Below are 13,962 nucleotides of genomic sequence, written 5' to 3' on the forward strand. Positions count from 1 at the left end.
CGTCAAAGGCCTTCCGACGCTGCGGGCCAGACGCCGCTGACGAGGTTGCGGGTCGCGAGGACCGTGGGGTCGATCTCTCGAAGGACCCGCTCGGCGGGCGAGCCCGTCGCCTCGACGATGGCCCGGCGACGCGCCGCAGCGGTCGCGGCGTCCGTCCACTCGAACCGGACGGTGTCTCCCGGACGGCGTTGCGCAAGCCGCGGGCGATCGACCGCGGCAAGGACGGCGAGCTTGGGGTAGCCCCCGGTGGGCTGACGGTCCGCCATCAGCACGATGGGCAGCCCGTTGCCCGGCACCTGCACCGCGCCCTCGACGACGCCGTCCGAGACGATGTCGTGCCGCCTCGCCGACAGGCCCGGGCCGTCGAGCCGGTAGCCCATGCGGTCGACCTGATCGGTGATCCGCCATGCTGCCTCGACGAAGCGGTCGCGGGAGGCTGCATCGAACATGTGGTGCTGCGGTCCGGGGAGCACGCCGACCGGCCCGTCGTCGTCGTAGGGGTCGGCGAACAACGCCGGCGAGGCGTCGGCTCCCGAGTCGCAGGGGAACCAGGCGGACAGGTCGCGTGCGCCGAGCCCGGTGCGCACGTTGGTGGCGTAGGAGCCAAGGAGCGGCGCCCCGAGGTCGATGCCTGCGACGGCGACGTACGCCCACATCCCATGGCGGCCCGGGACGATGGCGAGCTCGGCACCGTCCGGGATCGTGAGGCGCACCGGAGCGGCGAACCGGACCTCGCCCACGCGCACCTCGAAGCCCGGCCCTGCGACGGCGACCGCGACGGGCCCTTCGGCGAGGAAGCGGGCGCCGGCTAGACCCACCTCGAACGCGCCCGGCGGCGCGCCCGCGAGCGCCGTCGCCAGCCGGAAGCGCACCCAGTCCATGGGCCCCGACTGCGAGACGCCGTAGCGCATCGCCCCCCGTCGGCCGGCGTCCTGCACGCTCGTCAGGGGGTTCGCCTCCACGAGGCGGATGCGAGCCCCGCTCATCGCCTGAGCGCGCGCACCCCGCCGTCGGGCGTCGACGCCAGTCGGTCGATCTCGTCCGCCGAGACGGCCTCGAAGGCGATCTCATCGCCGACGGCGAACGGCACCATGGGGTCGGCGTCAGGGCGGAACAGCGTCAGCGCGGTGCGGCCGACGACGTACCATCCCGTCGGCATGGAGACCGAGCACAGGCCCGCCATGCCGCCGGCGATGATGACGCTGCCCGCCGGCATGGGCGGCCGCGGCTTCGCCCTCCGGGGGATCGCGAGGGACGGATCTACGCCCGACAGGTAAGCGTAGCCCGGTGCGAAGCCGTACATGCCGACCTGGTAGCGCCCGGCGAGCAGCGTCTTGCGCAGCCGGTCGGGCGCCAGGCCGAGCTCCTGGGCGGCCTCCTCGAGGTCCTCCGCCGCCGCGCCGGTCACGCACACGGGGACGAGCCAGCGCGCGCCAGGCGCGGCGTCGCCGGCCGAGGGCGCGTCCGGCAGGGCGGCGAGGATCGCGTCCTCGCCGGTGACGTCCGGATCGTACAGCACGAGGACGGACCGGAAGGTGGGGACCGCCTCGACGAAGCCCTGCGGCGCGGCCTCGTCGAGCGCCGCGGCGAGCGCTCCGACGCGGCGGCCGACCTCCGCGTCGATCGCCTCGCCGTACTCGACGACGAAGGCGGCCTCCCCACTCGGCCGGATCACCGCGCCGTCGAGCCACCCCATCAATCCGACCCGCGCCCGGCGCTCAAGGGGACGCGGCGACGGTGACGCCGGCCTGCTCCAACGCATCGCGCACCGCGCTGGCGACCGCGACCGCATGGGCGTTGTCGCCGTGCACGCAGACCGAGTCGATGGCGGTGGAGACGTGCGTCCCGTCGTAAGCGATGACGGCTCCGGCGCGAACCATGGCAACGGTGCGCGCCGCGGCCTCCTCGGCGTCCTCGACGATGGCGCCCGGCTTGGCGCGCGACATCAGGTTGCCGTCGGGCTCGTAGGCGCGGTCGGCGAAGATCTCCGCCTTGACGGGCAGTCCAGCGTCCCGCGCGGCGACCTCCAGCGCGGTGGTCGCGGTGGCAAGGAGCGGGAGCGACGGGTCGACTGACCTCACCGCGGCGACGATGGCGTCGGCGGTGGGACGGTGGACGCTCGCGTGGTTGGATAGCGCGCCGTGCGCCTTGACGTGGGCGAGCCGGACGCCTTCCAGAGCGGCGACTGCCGCGAGCGCGCCGACCTGGTAAGCCACCATGCGGGTGACCGCCGCCGGTGCCATCGGGATGACGCGGCGGCCGAACCCGGCGCGGTCCTCGTAGCCCGGGTGTGCGCCCACGGCGACGCCGTTCGCCTTGGCGAGCGCCACGGTGGCGGCCATCGTGTCGGGGTCTCCGGCGTGGAAGCCGCAGGCCACGTTGGCGGACGTGACGACCTTGAGGATGGCCGCGTCGTCGCCCATGCGCCAAGGGCCGAAGCTCTCGCCGCAGTCGGCGTTGAGGTCGATCCTCACGACCGCGGGCTCAGAACGCTGGGACCGTCTGGCGGCGCCGCTGCATCAGGACGACCAGCGCGATGATGATGAAGGCTGGGATGTAGAACACCTCCTTCGCCATCCGCTCGTTGCGGGTCTGGACGGTCTCGAGGACCACGGGTTCCTCCGCGTAGAAGTCGAAGTCCTGGGACAGGTAGGCGTAGGGCGTCGCGGGGAAGGGCTCCTCGACCGTCAGCCGCTCGCCGTCGGGCAGGAAGGTGAGGCCGACCTCAGCGAGGCGGTCCTCCCCCGTCTCGCCCTCGCCGGTGCGCACAACGAGGAACATCGAGCGACGCTGATCGGGGTTGTTGAAGTCCGTCCCCTCGAGCTCGAGGCGGACGGTGGAGTCCTGCGGCAGTGCCTCCACGACCTCGTAGAGCGCGGTGCCCTCGCGGCTGTCGTAGGCCGGCTGGACGAGGTCGAGCGCGATGCCGGGACGGAACAAGAGGAGCGCGGCGAGGAGGAGCAGCGCCGTCTCGAACAGGTTCGACTTGGCGATGAAGTAGCGCTGCGTCGCCGCCGCAAAGATCAGCATGGCGACGGCGGCGATGACGAACGCCTTGATGCCGGTCAGCCAGCTTACGAACTGCGCGACCGGCTCGCCATCCACGAACACCACCTCCATCAGGAGGAGCTCGGTGTTGAAGATGAACAGGAACGGCAGGAGCGCGGTGCGGATGTCGTAGCCGAATCCTTGGAAGCCGGTCTTGATGGCATCGCCCCCCGAGATCCCCGCGGCCGCGTAGGCGGCAAGGCCCACCGGGGGCGTGTCGTCGGCGAGGATGCCGAAGTAGAACACGAAAAGGTGCGCCGCGACGGCTGGGACGATGAGCCCCTCGGACGCCGCCAGCGTGATGATGACCGGCGCCATGAGCGAGGACACGACGATGTAGTTCGCCGTCGTCGGCAGCCCCATGCCGAGGATGAGGCTCATGACGGCGACGAGGATCAGCATCAGCATCAGCGAGCCGCCGGCGAGGGACTCGATGAGCGCGCCCACCACCTGATGCGCGCCGGTCAGCGAGATGGTTCCGACGATGATGCCCGCAGCCCCGGTGGCGATGGCGATGGGGATCATGTTGCGCGCGCCGCCGACCATGCCGCGGATGAACTCGTCGACGCCGCGCGCGAAGGCGTCGCTGAGCCCGCGGCCCCCGCGAAGGAGCGCCTTGATGGGGTGCTGGGTCAACGCGATGAGCACCATCGCCGCCGTCGCCCAGAACGCCGACAGGCTCGGCGACAGGCGCTCCACCATCACGAGGTAGAGCAGCACCACGATGGGCAGCACGAAGTGGAGGCCCGTCAGGGCGACCGCGCCGGCGCGCGGCATCTCGTGCAGCGGCGCGTTGGGGTCGTCCACCTCAAGGTCCGGCTGGCGCGCGGCGACGACGAGGCAGACGAGGTAGAACGCGAGGAAGAGAAGGACGGCGGTCTCCAGCGTCGCCCCCGGCATCGCTGCACGCACCGCGCCAAGCCCGTAGTGCACCGCGAACGCCAGGGCAGCGAGGGCGAAGAAGCCGAGAAGGAAGCCGCCGTAGCGGCGCGCCGCGGACCGCGCCTTGGTGTCGATGGGCGCCGGCAGGCCCTTCAGCCCGAGCTTCAGCGCCTCGAGGTGCACGATGTAGAGGAGCGCCATGTAGGACACGATCGCCGGCAGGAAGGCGTACACGATGAGGTCGGTGTACGCCGTGCCGGTGAACTCGGCGATGAGGAAGGCGGCCGCGCCCATCACCGGCGGAGTGAGCTGCCCATTGGTCGAGGAGGCGACCTCCACCGCGCCGGCCTTCTCCGCCGGGAAGCCGGTCCGCTTCATGAGCGGGATCGTGAAGGTCCCCGTCGTCACCACGTTGGCGATGGACGAGCCGGAGTAGATGCCCGACAGGCCGGACGCCACCACCGCGGCCTTCGCGGGGCCGCCGCGCAGGTGGCCGAGCAGTCCGAACGCGATCTTGATGAAGAAGTTGCCCGCCCCCGCCTTCTCCAAGATCGAGCCGAACAGCACGAACAGGAAGATCAGCGTCGCCGATACCCCGAGCGCCACGCCGAAGACGCCCTCGGTCTGCATCCAGAAGTGCCACGTCGCCTTCTCGTAGGAGGCGCCGGCCCAGCGCATGGCGTCCGGGAAGATCTCCGAAGACCCGAAGAACACGTAGGCGAGGAATAGCGACGCGACGACGAGGAGCGGCAGGCCGAGCGCCCGGTAGACCGCGATGCCGACGAGGGCGAGGCCGAGCGTTGACACCACGAGGTCGACGTCGTTGGGCAGGCCGGGTCGTGTCGCGATCTGGTCGGCGAAAAGCACGAGGTAGAGGCAGCAGCCCGCGCCCAGGATCGCGAAGACGAAGTCGTAGAGCGGGATGCGGTCGCGCGGCGCGCGCGCCAACAGTGGGAACGCCATCGCGACGAGGACGAGCGCGAAGGCGAGGTGGATGGCGCGGATCTCGGTGTTGTTGAAGACGACCTGGAAGGGGACGACCTCGGCGAGGAGGAAGGGGATCGGCGAGACGACGTAGATTTGGAACAGCGACCAGACGAAGGCGATGCCCGGCACCAACCAGCGCTGCCAGCCCGCCGGGCTGCGCGCGCCGGTGTCCACCGACGCGACGAGGTCGTCGGCGGCGGTCGAGGCACCGGGGGCGTCGGCGGAGGTTGCTTGCGTCATCGTCGGCCCTTCGTGATCGGACCGTCGTCGCGGCCCGCGGCGGGGGTGCCCCCGCCGTTGGTGCCGATCAGGGTTCCATGCTTTGTGGGACTGGGGAAGAACTTTCTTCCCCGCGGTTTGGGGGCGGACGATGGGCACCGACGAGGATGCCGAGGACGGTGAAGCGCTACGCTTCGTCGACTTCTGGGTGAGCGCCGGGCCGGATCGGTGGTTCGTGAAGTCGGACGAGTTCGACGAGGCGTGCCGCGCGCACCTGCCGCTCTACGAGCGCGCTGCCGAAGGGGAGCTCGACCGCTGGCAACTGACCGCCGCCGGCAGCCTTGCCCTCGTCCTCCTGCTCGACCAGGTCCCGCGCAACGTCTTGCGCGGAACGCCGCAGCAGTTCGACACCGACCACGAGGCGCTGGCCGTCGCCGAGGCGGCGATCGGGCGCGAGCACCACCTGTCCCAGGCCTGGCCGGTGCGCAACTTCTACCTGCTGCCCTACCAGCACAGCGAGGACCTCGCCGTGCAGGAGCGTGGCCTCGACCTCTACCTCGCCAGCGCGCCGCAGGAGTTCGCGTACTACGCGCTCGTCCACCACGACGCGATCCGCCGCTTCGGCCGCTTCCCGCATCGCAACGCCGTGCTTGGCCGCGAGACGACGGCGGCGGAGACCGCCTACCTCGAGGGCGGCGGCTTCACGGGCTGACGCCGGCCGTCCTGCGACCGGCTCACACGTTGGCGCTGATCAGCACCGGGAACGCGACCGCGTTCAACGCGACGTGCCCGACGATGGGCCAGCCGACGCCCCGCGTGCGCCAGGCGACGAACGCCCAGAACGCGCCGAGCATGAACGTCACGGTGACGAGGGACACGGCGGTCAAGCCGAACTCGACGCCGACGGCCAAGGTGAGCGGCGCGTGCCACAACGCGAAGAGCCAAACGCCGACGGTCTGGAACGCGGGGTTCGACGGGCCGAGCGCCAGGTAGGAGCCGCGCCAGGCGACCTCCTCGAGCGGCGCGTTGACGAGCGCGGCGGCGAACCCTGCGCCGAGGATCGCCGGCGTGGTGTCGAGCCGGCCGGTGGCGAACGCGTAGACCGCCACGAACGCCGGGAACGCGAGCACCGCCGCCGGCACCCACAGCGCCCCGCGGAGCTTGAGGGTGAGCGTCGACCAGCCGGCGCGACGATGTGCGGCGATGGCGACGGGGAGGCACCAGCCGAACCAGTAGATCCCGAGGACGGTGAAGTAGCCCGCGAGGTCGCCCGGCCACCAACCGGTGAGGAGCGGCACGATGATGGTCATGCCGCCGATGAGAACGACGCCGGCGAGGATGAGACGCGAGCCTGTCATGGCGTTCATTCGCGGGCGGCGCAGCGCTGGTCAAGCCCTGGTGCGTCGACCGGGGCTTGGTCATGATCCGCGGGGAGTACCTCGCCGCGTACGACGATGGTGGCCGCGCTTACCGGCGATCGTCCATCGCGAACTGTGCGAACGGGTTGCGGCAGCCGAAGTCGCCGACGTACTGGACCGGACGGTCCCCACGTTCGACCGCGAAGGTGGTCGTCACGAAGAAGTGCGTCACGACCAGCCGCTCGTAGGTAGCAAGCTTCTGTGCCAAGCGCGTGCCGTTGTCGGGCGCAGCCAGGATGTCGAGCGGCACCAGCCCGGCGATGAAGCGGACAGCGCGCCAACGCGCGCCGTCCTGGTCGCCGAGCGCGTCGCCCAGCTCCCTGTCGAAGCTCGTGGCGAATGCTTCGAAATCCTTCGTCGGCATGTCGAACGGACCGACGGCGCGCTCTAGGATGTCGCGGAGGAAGTCGCCTCGTCCACGCAGGGCGAGGGTGAACCCGCCGCCCAGCGCGACGAGGCCGAGGCCGGCGGCTGAGCCGAGGACGAGCGCACGGCGCGACAGGGTCATGGCTTCGCTCCCGTGACGGCGCACGCGGCCTTAAGTGACAATGCCGCGACGGTGAGGCTGGGGTTGGCGTTGAGGCAGCTCGGGAACACCGAAGAGCCGACCACGACGAGGTTGCGGTAGCGGTGGTGCACCTGGTCGGCGTCGACCACCGACGTCGCGGGGTCGTTGCCCATCCTTAGCGTGCCCTGCAGGTGGGACTCGGTACGGCGGTACCCATGGAAGCGGATGTCCTCGACCGGAAGGCCGGCGAGGAGCGCGGGCAGCGCATCCACCGCCGCCTCCGTCCCCTGCTTCGCGTAGGGCGTGGCCTCGTTGTACGTCACGACGGGCTCGCCGTCGCCGCCGAGGGTCACCGTGTTGTCCGGGTTAGGAAGGTCCTCGACCACGAGCGTGATGGGGGCGCTCTGCCGCCAGCGGCCTGGCTCGGCGCGCAGGCCGAAGGTCCAGCGGTTCTCGAAGAAAAGCACCGCGGCGCCTCGCGCATCCCGCGTGTCATCCTGCGCGAGGGCGTAGTTGATCCCCGTCGTGACCGTGCTGCCGTCGAAGTTGTCGAGGCCATCGAGCAGGACCTCGACGCGGGAGCCGCAGCTTTCGTGCAGGTACCGGCCGGTGTTCTCGTCCGCCATGCCGGACGCTTGGAGGATGGCGGGGCTGTGGATGGCGTTGGCGCCGAGGACGACGAGATCGGCCGCGTAAACCCGCCGCGTTCCGTCGACCTCGGCCTCGACCGCCTGGACGACGCCCGAGTTGTGATGCAGGCGGCGCACCCTCGCTCCTGTCAGGACGGTCACCGCCGGGTTCGCGAACAGCAACGCCATGTCGTTGAGGCCGGTGAACTTCGCGTTGACCGGGCACAGGTCGCAGCGGAACGTCGCGCAGCACGCAGGCCGTCGCTCGGTCGCAACGCGCGCCCGCGCGGTGGGCAAGGCGAAGTGGTGCTCAGGATGGGACCGGACCATCTCCCGATCCACCGAGGAGAACCGGTGCGGCGGCTGCGGATAGGGTCCCGACCGTGGCGACACGTGCCCGATGCGACCATCGCCCGCGACCGACATGAGCGCCTCGGCCCGCGCAAGGTGGGGCTCAAGGGCGTCGTAGTCGAAGGGCCAGTCCTGTGCCACGCCGAACCGCGAGCGCATGGCAAAGTCGGACGGCAGCGGGCGCGGGGTCTGCGCGTACCAGCAGTTGGTGCCGCCGCCGAGGCCGATCGTGAAGTTCCAGACCTTGTCCTCGGCGCCAGGACGGGGACGAGCGACGAACGTGTCCGCAGCGTCGATGGGCGAGTTCGACCCTTCCTGGATCCGCTTCAGGTGATCCCATCGCTCGCCACGTTCCAGAAGAAGCACCCGCAGGCCGGGTTGGCGCAGAAGCTCGTCAAGAAAGAACAGCGAGCCAAAGCCGGAACCAACGACGATGACGTCGTAGCTGTCGTCCACGCGCATCCGAACGTTCCCATGACACTGGTCTCCAGCGAACATGGTCCACGAAACAACGCTCTGCAATGAACGTTATGTACAACCAGAGATACAGAATACTAGTTTTTCCATTAGACGTCGGTTATCGAGCTTGGTTGTCCGGCTCAATCTTAGGGTTAATTAGAGTTGTCCTTATGGGTTGCTTCCAGCGGGCAGCCAACCCTTAGGTTGGGACAGGGGGAAGATCTGCCGGCGAGGCGGCACTAGCCGGTCGGCCGGCGGGTCTTCTGTGCTTACGGCAACGGGTGCACGGCGCGCCGACGTGGCGGACCTGCCCCGTTTGCGGCGGCGGTCGAGGCTGATCAGGGAACGCTTGCGGTCCAGGTCGCGGCGACGGCGACGGCGGCGAACATCGCCCAGATGGCGCTGCGCGAGGCGACCGCGACGACCGCCGCGACGCCGACGGCAACCCACTCGCGCGGCCCGCTCACGGCGACGATGGTGGCGACGAGGGCAGCCAGGACGGACACCGACATCGCCTCGAGGAACGCCTCGACCCGCGGTGGGGCGCCGACGACCCGCATGATCATTGGACCGAGGAGGCGCGTCGCGATGGTGACGGCGGTGAGGAGCGCGATCGCGACGGCCGTCGCGGGATCAACCCCCACAGCGACGGCCGTCGCCGCATCAACCACCATGGCGGCGGCCGTTGCCGGTTCGACCGTCATGGCGCAGCGCGCCCACGACCCCGCCCGCGAGCGCCGCGGCGATGAGGTTCCAGCCGAGCGGCAGCACCTCCATCGTCGCAACGGCCACGACGCAGGCAACGACCACCGGCTCGGCCGCGCGGCGCGTGCCGACGCTGAGCGTGACCACCGCGGCGAAGAACGCGGCCATCACCACGTCGACCCCGAACCTTGCGAGGTCGCCCATCACGGCGCCGAAGCTCGCGCCGAGCGCGGTGCCGACGACCCACGCGAGCCACAGGACGAGGCCGCCGCCCAACAGGACGCCAGCGTCGGTCTCGCCGTCGCGATGGGCGGCCCGCGCGTCGGCGAAGTTGGCATCGCTGAGCAGGAGCAGCGCCAGCATCCGTTGGCGGACGGGCAGTGCGTTGAACCAGGGTGACAAGGCGGCGCCCAGGATGATGTGCCGCGCGTTGACCGCGAACACGACGGCGGCGAGCGACAGGTAGGGCAGCGGGGTCGTCCAGAGGTCGAGCGCGGCGAACTGGGCCGCGCCCGCGAACACCGTTGCGCTCAGCACGATCGCCTCGGCGGCGGACAACCCGCGCTCCACCGCCGCGGCGCCGTAGGCGAGGCCGAACGGCAGTACGAAGAGGGACACGGGGGCGAGCCGGCGTGCGCCACGGCGCATCCCGCGGCCGGTGAGCCGCGGGGACGCCGCACCTTCGGCGGCGCTCACAGCGGCCAGGAGCGCCGATGGTAGGCGCCATCCCAGAACATGTACTCGAGCTGCGTCGCGGCGTTGTAGGCGGAGTGCATGGCCTCGCGCGTGTCCTCGGTCGCGCCCTCGGCCGCTTCGTCCGTGGCCGTGCGCATGCCCCGCACCGCCACGTGGAACTCCTCGCCGGCGTAGGTGTCGATCCAGGCCCTGTAGGGGTTGCCGTCGGCCGCACGGGCGTGGATGTCGCGCCCAACCTCCGCGTAGATCCAGAAGCACGGCAGGAGCGCGGCGAGCAGGATCTCGTAGGGCTCGGCGAACGCCGTGGCGATGAGGTACGACACGTAGTGGTGGCAGGACGGCGACACCGGGATGTCGGCGAACGTGTTCGAAGTGATGCCCCACTCTTCGAAGAAGGACCCGTGCAGCGCGCGCTCCACCACGATCGCCTCCTTCGCCGCATCGCAGAACTGCACGATGCGATCGGGGTGCGGCGCCTTCGCGGCGGCGATGGCGAGGGCACGGCCGAAGCCCACGAGGTAGTGCGCGTCCTGCACGATGTAGTGCTCGAACGTCTCGCGAGGCAGCGTGCCGTCAGCGAGGCCCGCGTTGAACGGCATGGTGCGGATCGCCTCGTAGGCGGCCTCGCTGCGCAGCCAGGCGGTGGCGGAAAAGCTCATCGGTCCTCGCTCACGGTCAGCACGGCGTCCTCAGGACGCGCCCCCTTCTGCGGAGCGATGCGCCATACGTCGGTTGTGCAGGATCGAGCGCCACAGCGCCAGCATGACGAGCTCCCTCCAAGGAGCCCGGTGACGACCTCCGGCGCATGGACGAGCGGCTGGGCCTCCATCACCGCCGACGGCACGAGGATGGAATAGAAGGCGCCGATGCCGAGGCCGAGGCCGATGCCGAGGCCGACGGCGATGTGGAAGAGGTTCTGCGTCAACCCGAACGCGCCGGTGACGCCGTCGAAGGAGAACGAACTCAGTCCGCCCGCGATCGTGCCGCCGGTGAGGAGGCCCGCGAGGAAGAAGGGTGCGGGTGTCCCACGGCGGGCCGACCATCGGGGCGCGGTCCGAGCTGGAAGCTCGTGCAGCCCGCGCCGCGTTTCATGCTGGCACCACTTGCGCCTTGCGCGCTGCCCATCGAGAAGGCCGCTGGTCGCGGGGGATGGTGCCGCTGGACGGACTCGAACCGCCGACCCACGCATTACGAATGCGTTGCTCTACCAGCTGAGCTACAGCGGCTAACGCAATCCACCCATACCGGTCCGCGGGCGGCGCTGCAAGGCGTGGTGCGGACGCCTGGCCATGCCCGCAGCGTCAGGCGGGGCTCGCGTCGGCAGCGGCCTCGCGCAGCCGAGGCAGCAGGAGGGCGAGGCCGGACGCCGCCACGCACAGCGTCGCCGCCGTCGCGGTCAGCACGAGGAAGGTGTGCGTGATGGCCGCGCTGCGCGCCTCGGCATCGCCCTCCACCGGGCCGGCGAAGCCCGAGGTCGTCCCCGTCGCCGCCTGGTAGACGAGGCTCGCCACGAGCCCCAGGACGGCGATGGCGAGGAGCCCGGCGACGCGCGCCACCGCGTTGTTGACGCCCGAGGCGACGCCGGAGCGTTCCGATCCCACGTCGTTCAGGATCGCCGACGACAGCGGTGGGATCGCGAGGCCCATGCCGACCCCGAAGGCCATCATGGCCGGCGCGATGTCGACGATGGTGTCCGCGTCGCCGGCGAGGATGCCGAGGGCTGCGAAGGCGGCGGCGACGATGAGCGGGCCGACGATGAGGAGGACGCGCGCGCCGATGCGGTCGGCGAGCCGCCCCGCGATGGGCGAGACCACCGCCATCGTGAGGGTGAACGGCAGGAACACCGCCCCCGCCTCCGTGGCCGACCAGCCATGCGCCTCCATCATGGTGATCGGCAGGAAGAACAGGATCCCGCCGAGCGCAAAGTAGACGAGGAGCGTCTCCGCGTTGGCGACGGAGAAGGTGCGCGAGGCGAACATCGCGAGCGGCAGCATCGGCGTCGTCGCGCGCGCCTGCCAGGCCACGAAGAGCGCGGCGAGGGCGACGCCCGCGGCGACGAAGATGATGGGGAGCGGCGCGGTGAGGCCGGCGCGCTCGGCGAGCGTGAAGCCGAGCGCCACCGCCCCCACCGCGAGGAAGGCGAGGATGCCGCCTGGAACGTCGAAGCGACCGCCCTCCTGCGGCTCGTCCGCCGGCACGCGGGCGAAGAGGATGGCGAGGGTCAGCGCAGCGATGGGGACGTTGATGATGAACACCCAGCGCCACGAGCCGAGGTCGATGAGGAGGCCGCCCAGGATCGGGCCGAGCGCCGAGGTGATGCCGGACGCGGCCGCCCAGATGCCGACCGCGCGGCCGCGCTCCTCGGCCGAGTAGTTGACGGCGATGAGCGCGAGGGAGGCCGGCACCATCATCGCCGCACCGAGCCCCTGCACGAGGCGGGCGACGATGAGCGCCTCGACGGACGGCGCCATCGCGCAGGCGACGGACGCGACGGCGAACAACGTGATCCCGGCGGCGAACACGCGCCGCTTGCCGAAGCGGTCGCCCGCCGCCCCGCCGATCAACAGGAAGGCAGCGAGCGTCAGCGTGTAGCCGTTGACCACCCACTGGACGGCGGCAAACGAGGCGCCGAGCCCCTCGCGGATCGGCTGCACCGCCACCGTGATGATGGTCCCGTCGATGAAGCCGAGGCTCGAGCCGAGCACCGCGACGCCGAGGACATACTTGCGCAGGTGACGGGGACAGGACGCGTCCGCCTCGCCCTGGCACATCGATCGCGCGATCGCCGTGTCGCTCGCCATGGCCCGCCCTTCATCACCCGCGCACCCAGCGCTACCACACGATGGCGGCGGGCGTGCGACCGCTCGCCAGCGCCGCGATCACGGCTCCGCGCGCCCGGCGAATGCCGCTTCCGCAAGGCGTGCTTTCGTGTAACACCACGCGCATAAAACGATCGAGGGAGCCAAGCCCATGACGAACACCATGAAAAACTTCGCCAAGCTGACGTCGGGCGCGCTCGCGCTGACGTTGCTTTCGACCACCGCGTTCGCCCAGACCGACGCCTGCGACGAGGGCGAGACGGTCATCAAGTTCAGCCACGTCGTCGCCAACACCGGCCACCCGAAGGGCGAGATGTCGGTGGCCCTCGCCGACCGCATCAACGAGGAGATGGACGGCAAGGCCTGCATGCAGGTGTTCCCGAACTCGCAGCTCTACGACGACGACAAGGTGATGGAGGCGCTCCTGCTCGGCGACGTCCAGCTCGCCGCGCCGTCGCTGTCGAAGTTCGGCGCCTACACGCGCAAGCTCGGCCTGTTCGACCTGCCGTTCCTGTTCCCAGACCTCGCGTCGGTGGACCGCTTCGTGGTGTCGGAGGAAGGCAAGAGCCTCCTCACATCCATGACGGACTACGGCTACGTCGGCCTCGGCTACATCAACAACGGGATGAAGCACTTCTCCGCCGACAAGCCCCTCCTCGTGCCGGCGGACGCGGCGGGCCTCAAGTTTCGTGTGCAGACCTCCGACATCGCCCAGGAGATGATCGAGGCGCTCGACGCCAACGCCCAGAAGCTCGCGTTCAACGAGGTCTACGGCGCGCTGCAGACCGGCGTCGTCGACGGCCAGGAGAACACCTACACCAACATCTACACGATGAAGTTCTTCGAGGTGCAGGACGGCATCACGGAGACGAACCACCAGGTTCTCACCTACCTTGCAGTGACGACCCAGGAGTTCCTCGATAGCCTCGACGACGAAACGCGCGAGCAGTTCCTCACGATCTTCGACGAGGTGTCGAGCGAGTACAACGAGAAGTCCGCGCAGCTGAACGAGGAGGCCAAGCAGGCCATCGTCGACGCTGGCGGCGAGGTGCGTACGCTGACGCCCGAGCAGCGGCAGGCCTGGGTCGATGCCATGCGGCCGGTGTGGGGCCAGTTCGAGGAGGAGATCGGCCAAGACCTCATCGACGCCGCCGTGGCAGCCGGCGAGGCAAGCTCCTAACGAGTCCGCGCGGCCGGCCCCGGATCTGGGCCGGCCGCGTCCCTCCCACGCGGCGGGACCC

Annotated in this window: 13 protein-coding genes, 1 tRNA gene and 1 pseudogene; 2 read left to right on the forward strand and 13 right to left on the reverse strand. The window is 70.4% G+C overall.

Translation table 11 applies throughout. From position 1 onward, the window contains the following. Positions 1 to 2 precede the first annotated feature (2 nt). Genes ACOOE8_RS08515 through ACOOE8_RS08530 form a run of 4 tightly spaced genes read right to left on the reverse strand, consistent with a single transcriptional unit; the run spans position 3 to position 5,157 of the window. Positions 3 to 986: a biotin-dependent carboxyltransferase family protein gene (locus ACOOE8_RS08515; protein ID WP_420394391.1), complete on the reverse strand. Its 984-nt coding sequence runs from the start codon at positions 984 to 986 to the stop codon at positions 3 to 5. Continuing rightward, positions 983 to 1,696 carry a 5-oxoprolinase subunit B family protein gene (locus tag ACOOE8_RS08520; protein WP_420394392.1) on the reverse strand — a complete coding sequence of 238 codons (714 nt, stop codon included), beginning with the start codon at positions 1,694 to 1,696 and terminating at the stop codon, positions 983 to 985. Before ACOOE8_RS08520 ends, ACOOE8_RS08515 begins: the two co-directional genes overlap by 4 nt. A gap of 22 nt (positions 1,697 to 1,718) precedes the next feature. Then, positions 1,719 to 2,474 (reverse strand): LamB/YcsF family protein, encoded by a 756-nt coding sequence (locus ACOOE8_RS08525; protein ID WP_420394393.1) that lies wholly within the window; start codon positions 2,472 to 2,474, stop codon positions 1,719 to 1,721. A 10-nt stretch (positions 2,475 to 2,484) separates the two neighbouring features. After that, positions 2,485 to 5,157 (reverse strand): TRAP transporter permease, encoded by a 2,673-nt coding sequence (locus tag ACOOE8_RS08530; RefSeq protein ID WP_420394394.1) that lies wholly within the window; start codon positions 5,155 to 5,157, stop codon positions 2,485 to 2,487. A gap of 130 nt (positions 5,158 to 5,287) precedes the next feature. Between ACOOE8_RS08530 and ACOOE8_RS08535 the strand changes: the two genes are divergently transcribed. Then, positions 5,288 to 5,848: a DUF924 family protein gene (locus ACOOE8_RS08535; RefSeq protein ID WP_420394395.1), complete on the forward strand. Its 561-nt coding sequence runs from the start codon at positions 5,288 to 5,290 to the stop codon at positions 5,846 to 5,848. A gap of 22 nt (positions 5,849 to 5,870) precedes the next feature. Here ACOOE8_RS08535 and ACOOE8_RS08540 read toward each other — a convergent pair whose 3' ends face one another. From ACOOE8_RS08540 to ACOOE8_RS08580, 9 genes and pseudogenes are all read right to left on the reverse strand, one after another. Beyond that, the gene (locus tag ACOOE8_RS08540) at positions 5,871 to 6,494 is read right to left on the reverse strand and encodes a type II CAAX prenyl endopeptidase Rce1 family protein (RefSeq protein ID WP_420394396.1); all 624 of its coding nucleotides are present in this window, start codon (positions 6,492 to 6,494) and stop codon (positions 5,871 to 5,873) included. Positions 6,495 to 6,603: 109 nt separating this feature from the next. Continuing rightward, positions 6,604 to 7,062, reverse strand: coding sequence for a hypothetical protein (locus ACOOE8_RS08545; RefSeq protein ID WP_420394397.1), 459 nt, complete (start codon positions 7,060 to 7,062; stop codon positions 6,604 to 6,606). After that, the gene (locus tag ACOOE8_RS08550; RefSeq protein WP_420394398.1) at positions 7,059 to 8,504 is read right to left on the reverse strand and encodes a GMC oxidoreductase; all 1,446 of its coding nucleotides are present in this window, start codon (positions 8,502 to 8,504) and stop codon (positions 7,059 to 7,061) included. Before ACOOE8_RS08550 ends, ACOOE8_RS08545 begins: the two co-directional genes overlap by 4 nt. A gap of 335 nt (positions 8,505 to 8,839) precedes the next feature. Continuing rightward, on the reverse strand, positions 8,840 to 9,175 hold the full coding sequence (locus ACOOE8_RS08555; protein WP_420394399.1) for an AzlD domain-containing protein: 336 nt from the start codon (positions 9,173 to 9,175) through the stop codon (positions 8,840 to 8,842). Further along, positions 9,165 to 9,902, reverse strand: a complete 738-nt coding sequence (locus ACOOE8_RS08560; protein WP_420394400.1) for an AzlC family ABC transporter permease — start codon at positions 9,900 to 9,902, stop codon at positions 9,165 to 9,167. The genes ACOOE8_RS08555 and ACOOE8_RS08560 overlap by 11 nt, the downstream gene beginning before the upstream one ends. Then, positions 9,899 to 10,561: a thiaminase II gene (tenA, locus tag ACOOE8_RS08565; protein ID WP_420394401.1), complete on the reverse strand. Its 663-nt coding sequence runs from the start codon at positions 10,559 to 10,561 to the stop codon at positions 9,899 to 9,901. The genes ACOOE8_RS08560 and tenA overlap by 4 nt, the downstream gene beginning before the upstream one ends. A gap of 30 nt (positions 10,562 to 10,591) precedes the next feature. Next, positions 10,592 to 10,866: pseudogene (locus ACOOE8_RS08570) on the reverse strand (hypothetical protein); the annotation flags it as partial. Between the two features lie 186 nt (positions 10,867 to 11,052). Then, a tRNA-Thr gene (locus ACOOE8_RS08575) sits at positions 11,053 to 11,128 on the reverse strand. A 75-nt stretch (positions 11,129 to 11,203) separates the two neighbouring features. Beyond that, positions 11,204 to 12,703 (reverse strand): MFS transporter, encoded by a 1,500-nt coding sequence (locus ACOOE8_RS08580; protein WP_420394402.1) that lies wholly within the window; start codon positions 12,701 to 12,703, stop codon positions 11,204 to 11,206. Positions 12,704 to 12,884: 181 nt separating this feature from the next. Here ACOOE8_RS08580 and ACOOE8_RS08585 point away from each other — a divergent pair, with 181 nt between their 5' ends. Continuing rightward, a complete protein-coding gene (locus ACOOE8_RS08585) occupies positions 12,885 to 13,901 on the forward strand; it encodes a DctP family TRAP transporter solute-binding subunit (protein ID WP_420394665.1) in 1,017 nt (338 codons plus the stop codon). Positions 13,902 to 13,962: the final 61 nt, after the last annotated feature.

Origin of the sequence: Acuticoccus sp., assembly GCF_965213555.1 — a bacterium.
In the GTDB taxonomy this organism is placed as follows: Bacteria; Pseudomonadota; Alphaproteobacteria; order Rhizobiales; family Amorphaceae; genus Acuticoccus.